This window comes from bacterium (assembly GCA_037128595.1).
Classification (GTDB): Bacteria; Verrucomicrobiota; Kiritimatiellia; order CAIKKV01; family CAITUY01; genus JAABPW01.
Genome location: JBAXWB010000056.1, coordinates 1 through 8,250 on the forward strand (window position 1 = coordinate 1; position 8,250 = coordinate 8,250).

General features: G+C 56.1%; 10 protein-coding genes, 1 tRNA gene and 1 riboswitch. Of the genes, 1 reads left to right on the forward strand and 10 read right to left on the reverse strand.

What is annotated here, in order from left to right; all coding sequences use genetic code 11:
- The 10 genes from WCS52_19170 to thyX form a co-directional block, all read right to left on the reverse strand.
- Positions 1-621: LacI family DNA-binding transcriptional regulator (locus tag WCS52_19170; protein ID MEI6169310.1), on the reverse strand; the 621-nt coding region annotated here is incomplete at its 3' end.
- An 86-nt stretch (positions 622-707) separates the two neighbouring features.
- Entirely contained in the window at positions 708-1,352 is a 645-nt protein-coding gene (locus tag WCS52_19175; protein MEI6169311.1) for a riboflavin synthase, read from the reverse strand.
- Between the two features lie 2 nt (positions 1,353-1,354).
- Entirely contained in the window at positions 1,355-2,503 is a 1,149-nt protein-coding gene (gene ribD, locus WCS52_19180) for a bifunctional diaminohydroxyphosphoribosylaminopyrimidine deaminase/5-amino-6-(5-phosphoribosylamino)uracil reductase RibD (GenBank protein MEI6169312.1), read from the reverse strand.
- Between the two features lie 134 nt (positions 2,504-2,637).
- Positions 2,638-3,525 carry a signal recognition particle-docking protein FtsY gene (ftsY, locus tag WCS52_19185; protein ID MEI6169313.1) on the reverse strand — a complete coding sequence of 296 codons (888 nt, stop codon included), beginning with the start codon at positions 3,523-3,525 and terminating at the stop codon, positions 2,638-2,640.
- Positions 3,522-3,959, reverse strand: coding sequence for a transcription antitermination factor NusB (gene nusB, locus WCS52_19190; protein ID MEI6169314.1), 438 nt, complete (start codon positions 3,957-3,959; stop codon positions 3,522-3,524). Before nusB ends, ftsY begins: the two co-directional genes overlap by 4 nt.
- Before the next feature lies 1 nt (position 3,960).
- Complete coding sequence (ribH, locus tag WCS52_19195) at positions 3,961-4,440, reverse strand: 6,7-dimethyl-8-ribityllumazine synthase (protein ID MEI6169315.1); 480 nt, start codon at positions 4,438-4,440, stop codon at positions 3,961-3,963.
- Positions 4,441-4,506: 66 nt separating this feature from the next.
- On the reverse strand, positions 4,507-5,718 hold the full coding sequence (locus WCS52_19200) for a bifunctional 3,4-dihydroxy-2-butanone-4-phosphate synthase/GTP cyclohydrolase II (GenBank protein ID MEI6169316.1): 1,212 nt from the start codon (positions 5,716-5,718) through the stop codon (positions 4,507-4,509).
- A gap of 94 nt (positions 5,719-5,812) precedes the next feature.
- Positions 5,813-5,973: riboswitch (FMN riboswitch) on the reverse strand.
- A 172-nt stretch (positions 5,974-6,145) separates the two neighbouring features.
- Positions 6,146-6,736, reverse strand: coding sequence for a peroxiredoxin (locus WCS52_19205; GenBank protein ID MEI6169317.1), 591 nt, complete (start codon positions 6,734-6,736; stop codon positions 6,146-6,148).
- A gap of 120 nt (positions 6,737-6,856) precedes the next feature.
- Positions 6,857-7,264 carry an Rrf2 family transcriptional regulator gene (locus tag WCS52_19210; GenBank protein MEI6169318.1) on the reverse strand — a complete coding sequence of 136 codons (408 nt, stop codon included), beginning with the start codon at positions 7,262-7,264 and terminating at the stop codon, positions 6,857-6,859.
- Positions 7,265-7,353: 89 nt separating this feature from the next.
- A complete protein-coding gene (gene thyX / locus WCS52_19215; GenBank protein MEI6169319.1) occupies positions 7,354-7,950 on the reverse strand; it encodes an FAD-dependent thymidylate synthase in 597 nt (198 codons plus the stop codon).
- Positions 7,951-8,069: 119 nt separating this feature from the next.
- Here thyX and WCS52_19220 point away from each other — a divergent pair.
- A tRNA-Ile gene (locus WCS52_19220) sits at positions 8,070-8,143 on the forward strand.
- Positions 8,144-8,250: the final 107 nt, after the last annotated feature.

An 8,250-nucleotide genomic window follows, 5' to 3' on the forward strand; every position in this document is an offset into this window, starting at 1 on the left:
CGGTGGGGTTGGTGCCGTCACGCTGACTGGTTCCGGTGTTGTCATCGGGGTTTCGACGTGTGTTGGGTCGGTGCCGCCGGGGACGGAGGCCTCTACATCAGAGGCCGGAGTTGAAGGCGGGACCACTGGTTCCGGCACACCGAGTGCCTTCAAAAGCGTTTTCCCGGCTCCTTGGGCAAAAGATACTACCGGACACGTCCCCCCCACCCGTGGCACCACAACCGGCATGGCGGCGGGACAGCATAGAAGTCCAGCGACGCCATCGCGAAGAAGGGTAGTCACCCGCTCCAAGGCGGCACCGGTATCGGCTGGCAAAGCGACGACGACGAGCCGATAGCCAGCGGCAGCGAGCGTGGGTTCGACCTCAGGGATCATGGCGGCAAAGGCGCCAGCCCCGGCGGCAGAGAGAACTAAGCCGATGGTGGACTGTCGGCCAAGCACCATGTCCTGGGCGATTCGGTTGGGTTTGTAACCAGATTGGCGGGCGATGGCGAGAATCCGGGCTCGAGTTTCGGCGGGGATATTGACCCCCACCGTCTTACCTCTGATGGCATAAGAAACCGTCGTAGGTGACACCCCGGCCGCCATCGCAATGTCCCGAATGGTTACGAAATTACTCAAGTGAAACGTTGTACTAAATAATATTATGCGATACAATAGCAAGATTCAGAATACAGGATTCAGAAATCAGGATGCGGTCCTCTCGCTCAACTGCCCCCGAAGGCCGCTTGGAGCTTTGCCATCGTCAGGCCCGATGCCGGCTGAATGCGCTCTAAATAGCGCTGCACGTATTTGCCGATGATATCGGTTTCAAGGTTCACCGTGTGCCCGCGTTTCACCCCCTGAAGCGAGGTATGTGCCAACGTGTGGGGGATAATGTGAACCGTGAAGGATTTCGCACGCAACTCCGCGATGGTCAGACTGATCCCGTCAATCGCGATGGAGCCTTTCGGAACAATTCCCAGCAGCAGGGAGTCGTCGCAGGAGACCTCCAATACCCAATCGGAGGCTTTCTGGTCAAAGGCCAGCACCGTCCCCGGCCCATCCACATGGCCGCTGACGATATGCCCGCCCAATCGCTCATCGGCTCGCAAGGCGCGTTCGAGATTCAAAGGGGCGCCGGTGTCCTTTTTTCCAAGATTCGATTTATTCAACGTTTCATTGAGGACATCACAGGAAAATTCACCTGCCCGGATCGCGGTCACCGTGAGACATACCCCCTGCACCGCTACACTCTCGCCCTGGATCAGAGGCGAATCCCAGGCATCATGATGGATGGTAAACACCATCCCGTCACCACGCGGCTTTTTCCCCGCCAACTTCCCGACCTGTTGAATTAACCCGGTAAACATGACTATACCCCTATCTTTCTTTGCGGGCTTTGCGACTTCTGTTCAAATTCTTTTTCTTTGCCCCGTGGTGCCCGCAGGCGGATCATGACATCGTCGCCAACCCGGCTCGACTCGACCACGCGCAGGCGGGGGGCCTTGGCCAAGGCCCAGCTGACGGCACCCACTGAAGCCAGCCCCTGCGCCCCGAGAATCACCGGGGCGACAAACAGCACCAGCTCATCCACGAGGCCAGCCTTCAATAACGACCCCACCAGTACCCCGCCCCCTTCACACACCACATGCATGATTCCCCTGGCATGCAGGGCCTTCATCAAGGCCGGCAGCGACACGCCACGCCCCGAAGCCGGCAAGACCATCACCTGGGCCCCGCCTTTGGCATAGGCGTCACGCTGGCGGGGAGGACAACGTCGGGTCGTCGCCAATAGCGTGCAGGCGGCAAGCGCATCGGTAAACACACGGGATTTCGCTGACACAGCCCCCATGGCATCGACTATGACCCGCCAGGGCTTCCGCCCCCTGGCCGGACGCGGCAGGAGTGACGGGTTATCCTCGATCACCGTGCCCGCGCCCACCATCACGGCATCCACCCTGCGACGCAGCCCCTGCACGTGTACACGGGCTTTGGGCCCGGAGATCCATTGGGAACAACCTGAGGCATCGGCAATACGTCCATCCAATGAAGCGGCCAGCTTGACCGTCAGATAAGGCCGGGCGCGCAACATGGATGAGGCGAATGGCCTGAGAAGTTCCACGGCCTCCGCCGCCCCAACTCCACACTCGACAATCAGCCCTGACGTCCTCAGCCGCGTAAAGCCTTTACCCGCATGTTTAGGATTGGGATCCGCCATCGCGCAGACGACCCGCGTGATGCCGGCCTTGAGTATCGCATCGGTGCAGGGCGGCGTACGGCCCCAGGAGGAGCAAGGTTCGAGCGTCACGTAAAGCGTGGCGCCCTGAGCCCGGGCGCCAGCCTGGCGCAGGGCATAAACCTCAGCATGAGGACTGCCGGCCTTTCGGTGATAACCACTACCGATTAGCTTGCCACCCTTGACCACCACTGCCCCCACCGGGGGATTAGGCCGTGTGAGCCCCTCCCCCAACCGGGCCAGGCGGAGTGACTCGGCCATCCATTTTGTATCGCGGGAATTCATCAGTAAGGTATTCCGATCAAATCATTCGTTTCACGCGAAGCCGCAAAGGCACGAATTCCAAAAGATAAACATTTTTTCAAACCCCTGCTCTCTTTCGCGCATTCGCGGCTTCGCGTGAAATATCCTTCTTGATGTTACGACCCGAGAAATCCCTTTACGAACTCCTTGGAATCGAATGGGGCGAGGTCATCCTCCCCTTCCCCCAGCCCGACAAAACACACAGGCAACCCCAGTTCCTTGCGAATCGTAAAAACAAAGCCCCCCTTGGATGACCCGTCCAATTTGGCAATGACCACGCCGGTCAGATCCACGCACTCCTTGAACATCCGGGCCTGAATGATCGCATTATTGCCAAGGGTGGCATCGAGGACAATCCAGTTTTCATGGGGTGCGCCGGGCAGCGCCTTGCCTATGGAGCGCTGGACCTTCTGCAATTCATCCATCAGGGGCTGCTTCGTGTGCATACGGCCGGCGGTATCAATCAGCACGACATCGGCCTTCCGGGCCACAGCGGCTTTCGTGGCATCAAACGCCACCGCCGCGGAATCTGCCCCATGGGCACCCACCACCACATCCAGTTTGAGCCGATCCGCCCATAATTTAAGTTGATGCGCCCCTGCCGCACGAAAGGTGTCCGCCGCGGCCAATAACGGGGTCAGCCCCTGCTGTTTAGCCAGATGGCCGAGCTTGGCCGTGGTGGTCGTTTTCCCCGAGCCATTGACTCCGGTAATCAGAATGACTTTCGGGGAAGCAGGGAGGGTCCACTGATAAGGCGCCTGTTCGGGGAATGCCGCCAGGAGCATCGTCTCCATCAAGTGGGTCATATCCCCGCTACCGGCCTTGCGCTTTAACCGGGCGATCCATTCCTCGACCAGGCGGGGAGCGATATCCGCCTGGATCAGTAATTTCTCCCACTCCTCGAGGGCGACCGGATCCGCCTTTGCCAAACCGGGAATCAGCCGGGCAAGCCCCCCCGCAATCTTGTCGCGGGTTCGCGCGAGTGCCGTCAGCCAGGACTTCATGACGCCGCTCCAGCCTCCGCGGCGGCCGCCGTCTCAATATCACGATGGACCCGGTCCAACACGCCATTCACAAAGCGGCCGGAGCCCACATCACCCATGTTTTTGGCAATGGCAACGGCCTCGTTAATGGAGACGGCATGGGGAATTTCCTTATGGAACATCATCTCGTATACCGCCAGGCGAATCACATTCCGATCCACCGTCGCCATGCGGGGCAAATCCCAGTTCTGGGCACATTTGGCAATCACCGCATCCACTTGGAAACGGTGTTCCATCACCCCGCGCACCAGTTCTTCGACGAACAACTGGGTCTTGGTGGTGACTTTGCGGTCCTGCCAATAAGATGCCAAAGTGGCCGCCAGTTCATCCGGATTGAAGTCCAGCTGAAACAGGATCTGCACCGCTGCTTCGCGGGCATCTCGTCGGGATCCCATATTAAACTCCCATCTGCTTGCACAGGTTCGCCATCTCAATGGCGGCCAGCGCCCCGCTCCATCCCTTATTGCCCGCCTTGGTGCCGCAGCGTTCGATGGCCTGCTCCAGGTTGTCGGCACAGACAACGGAATTGATGACCGGCAGCTGCTTATCCAATGCGATTCCCGACAACGCCCGCGATACCTGACCATTGATCAGATCCGCATGCGGCGTCGCGCCCTGAATCACCACACCCAGCGCCACGATGGCATTCAGGCCCCCTTTGACGGCCAGCTGCTGCACCACAAACGGCAGCTCATTGGCGCCCGGGACCCAGGCGACGGTAATATCTTTTTCATTTACCCCATGCCGGACGAAACAATCGATGGCCCCACCCACCAATTCCTTGGTGAATAAATCATTAAACCGGCTGACCACGATCCCGAATTTCAGCCCCTGTCCGATCAGGTTTCCAGATAGTTCTTTCACAGTTGTACTCATTATCTTCTCCCTCCCAATTCGCAACTCGTCTTCACTTTTAACGTTTAACATTTTACTTTTAACTTCTTAAAGCCAATGTCCCAGTTTCTTCTTTTTGGTCGCCAGATACCGCTGACTATGCTCGTTGGCAGGCAAAATAAGCGGAACCCGCTCAGTGATCGTCAAGCCATACGCTTCGAGCCCAATGACCTTGCGGGGATTATTAGTGATCAGCCGGATATCGGTCAATCCGAGATCTGCCAGAATTTGTGCGCCCACGCCATAATCCCTTAAATCCGCCTTAAACCCAAGTTTTTCATTGGCTTCAACCGTGTCCAGCCCCTTTTCCTGCAACGCATAGGCGTGCAGTTTATTGGCCAGACCGATCCCCCGCCCTTCCTGACGCATATAGAGCACGACACCCACTTTTTCGCGGGCCACCATATCCATGGCCTTGGAAAGCTGATCCCCGCAGTCACACCGCATGGACCCGAATACATCGCCGGTCAGACATTCGCTGTGCACCCGCACGAGGGGTGATTTCGCCTTCCGGGGGTCCCCCATGACCAAGGCCAGATGATGCTCGTTGCCAATCAGCGAGCGATAGAGTTTCAGCTTAAAGAGGCCGTGCCGGGTCGGCATCTCTACGGTACGTTCGAGCTCGACCAGGCGCTCCTCGCGGCGCCGATATTCAATTAACCCCGCTACGGTGGCGATCTTAAGCCCGTGCTTTTTGGCAAATTTACGCAGTTCCGGCAACCTCGCCATCTCCCCGTTATCCTTCATGATCTCACAGATCACGCCGGCAGGTGCCAGGCCGGCCAACCGGGCAAGATCGACCGCCGTCTCCGTATGACCCGCCCGGCACAACACGCCGCCCTCCTTGGCTTGCAGCGGGAATACGTGGCCGGGACTGATCAGATCTCGGCGTTGCGACCCGGGCGCAATCAGCGTCTTGATGGTTCTGGCCCGGTCACGGGCACTGATCCCGGTTGAAACCCCTTCACACGCATCCACCGACTCCATAAAAGCGGTACCAAAATGATCCCCACCACCCCGGTTCACCATGCTGCGGATGTTCAGCGTTTCGAGGCGATCCTTGGTCATGGCCACACAAATCAGGCCGCGGCCGAAACGGGCCATGAAATTAATGGCACTATCCGTGACTTTATCAGCAGCCATGATGAGATCCCCCTCGTTCTCACGGTTCTCATCATCAGTGATCACCACCATTTTCCCAAGGCGGATATCAGCGATAACTGCCTCGATGGGATCAAATATAGGTTTCTTTTTAATCATAATCCTGCTTCCGTCAGCCCCGACACTCGCCACTTATAAAAAAAAACGGAAACCATATAGGTTTCCGGGACAATAAACGGCACAACTATGCCGGTTCTGTCTTCTCCCATCCAGACTGAGAGGCGAATCTACGCCACCATCACTGTCGGCCACGGCATTTCACCGTGTCTGCCCTGCTTTCGCAAGGCTCGCGGGCTTTAACCGCCGGTTGGGAATCTCCATCCACTGATGAAACACCCCGTCCCGAAGACAACCACATTACTCACATCACACGCAACATTTCTCCGTTGCAGGGGAATACCTTAATGCATGAGCCTCAATTTTTCAACGCCTTTTCCGTTAATCCCCAGTTGTTAAGTTGCTGTGTTGTTGAGTTGCCGGAGATTATCCCCCTGACAACCCAACAACTTGACAATCAACAACTTTCTTACTTGGAGTGTTTCGCCAAGTAAGACGCCACGCCCTCAGCGGTGGGCTTCATGGCCTCTTCGCCTTCTTTCCAGTTGGCAGGACACACATCGCCATGCTCTTCATGGAATTTGAGAGCGTCCAGGGTGCGGACGGCCTCTTCAACATTCCGGCCGATCGGAAGATCATTGACCAACTGATGCCGCACCACGCCCTTCTGATCGATCAGAAACAATCCCCGCAGCGCCACCGCGTCGTTCAGCAAGACATCATAATCACGGGCGATTTTCTTATCCAAGTCTGCCACCAACGGGAAGGCAATCTCGCCGATACCGCCCTTTTGGACGGGAGTCTGGCGCCAGGCAAAGTGACTGAACTGGGAGTCCACCGATACGCCCAAAACCACCGCCCCCTTCTTTTCGAAGACTTTTACCGCCTTGTTGAAGGCCAGAATCTCGGAAGGACACACAAACGTGAAATCCAGCGGATAGAAGAACAACACCACATATTTTCCACGGTAGGAAGAGAGGGTCAGTTCCTTGATCTGATTGTCAGGCATCACGGCTTGGGCGGTGAAATCAGGCGCTACTTTGGTGACTAATACGGACATACTATTTTCTCCTTTATTATTTTTTATCTTACTAAAAACCCGGTACGAACCGGAAATTGCTTACGAGCGAGATAATGACACTATGCGCGTATCATTATCAAGTTTATTTTCAAGATTTCATCATTTTTGAATCAGGTCGCTGATGTGTATGTTTTTCAACCGTCGATCCACTTCATCTTGAATACTGGAAAATTCCCGCTGCATCGTACACAAAGCCGAACGATTGCATGACTTCGGGTCAGAGGAACAAAGACTCAGTTCCACCCCTCGCGGTCCGGTCACCGTGAGGATGTCATACAGGGAAATAGACCGGGCCTCCTGAGCCAGGGCGACGCCCCCCCCCTTACCCCGCCGACTCTCTATCAACCCCCCAACAACCAATCGCTTGACCAACTTTCTCAAAAACCGATAGGGAATATCCATCTCCTTCGCCACCTCAGAAGATGACGCCGAGACAATCCCCTTCTTCTGCCGATCTGCAAGCGCAATAATCAAACGCATCGAATAATCTGTTTCACGCGTAATCATGTAGTCCCCTTTATATTGAGACCTTTAAGGTATCATTAAGATCGCGGAAGATTCAAGAGTGAAAAACGGAGACAGGAGTTCAGGTTATATTACTCCTTCTCGATCTCAACCATGATGTCGGCAAAGACATGCGGCGCCTGATGATTAAGCGCCTTCAAGATCAGGAGGCAGACATCGCGAATTTCCCACTGGGCACGCCGATGGCACCGGACGTGAAACACGTGCCGCCATTCCCGGAAATTGGCAGAGACGACCAGTTCGGTGGTGCAGGCATTGGGAAGCACAAAGCGGGCATCCTCGCTTTTGAGCCCCTTTCCCTTCCATTTCGCATACATATCGCGGATGGTCGCCATATCCTTCACATATTCGGCCTGGTCACCGGCCTGCACGGCAGGAGGGACCACCCACCCGAACGTCGACTCGGAAACATATCGCTGGCTTTTCTGGGAGACAGAGAGCAACCGATGCCGCACCAACTGGTGGGTCATGGCACGGGAGACATCACTGATCCGGAACGTGGCATAGGCATGCTCGAAGGGGGATTCGTGCCCCATGGCAATAAGCTTCGGAAGAAGTTCACCCATCTTTTCAGGAACCATTTTATCCCCGCTCTGGTAACAGGTCCGGGCGGCAATTTCGATGACGCGTTCCGCGTCCGGTGTAATGGCAAGAAGTTCAACTTTCATATCGACCACTATAATTCCTAAAGGCCATTTCCTTCAAGCGCATCTTTGTCGCCCTGCAAAAGATTCTTGCCGTCGCCGCGGCGAAAGGCATAATACCCCCGCTCATCACTTCAAGTGACGGGCCCGTAGCTCAGTTGGTCAGAGCGGAGGACTCATAATCCTTTGGTCGTCGGTTCAAGTCCGACCGGGCCCACTTTCATAAACCCCAGCAAATCCGCATTTTAATCAATACTGCATTGCTTTTTACCAGGGTCTTTTGTTTTGACTTCATAAAGCACTGCGGATGAGGCGCAACGCGAA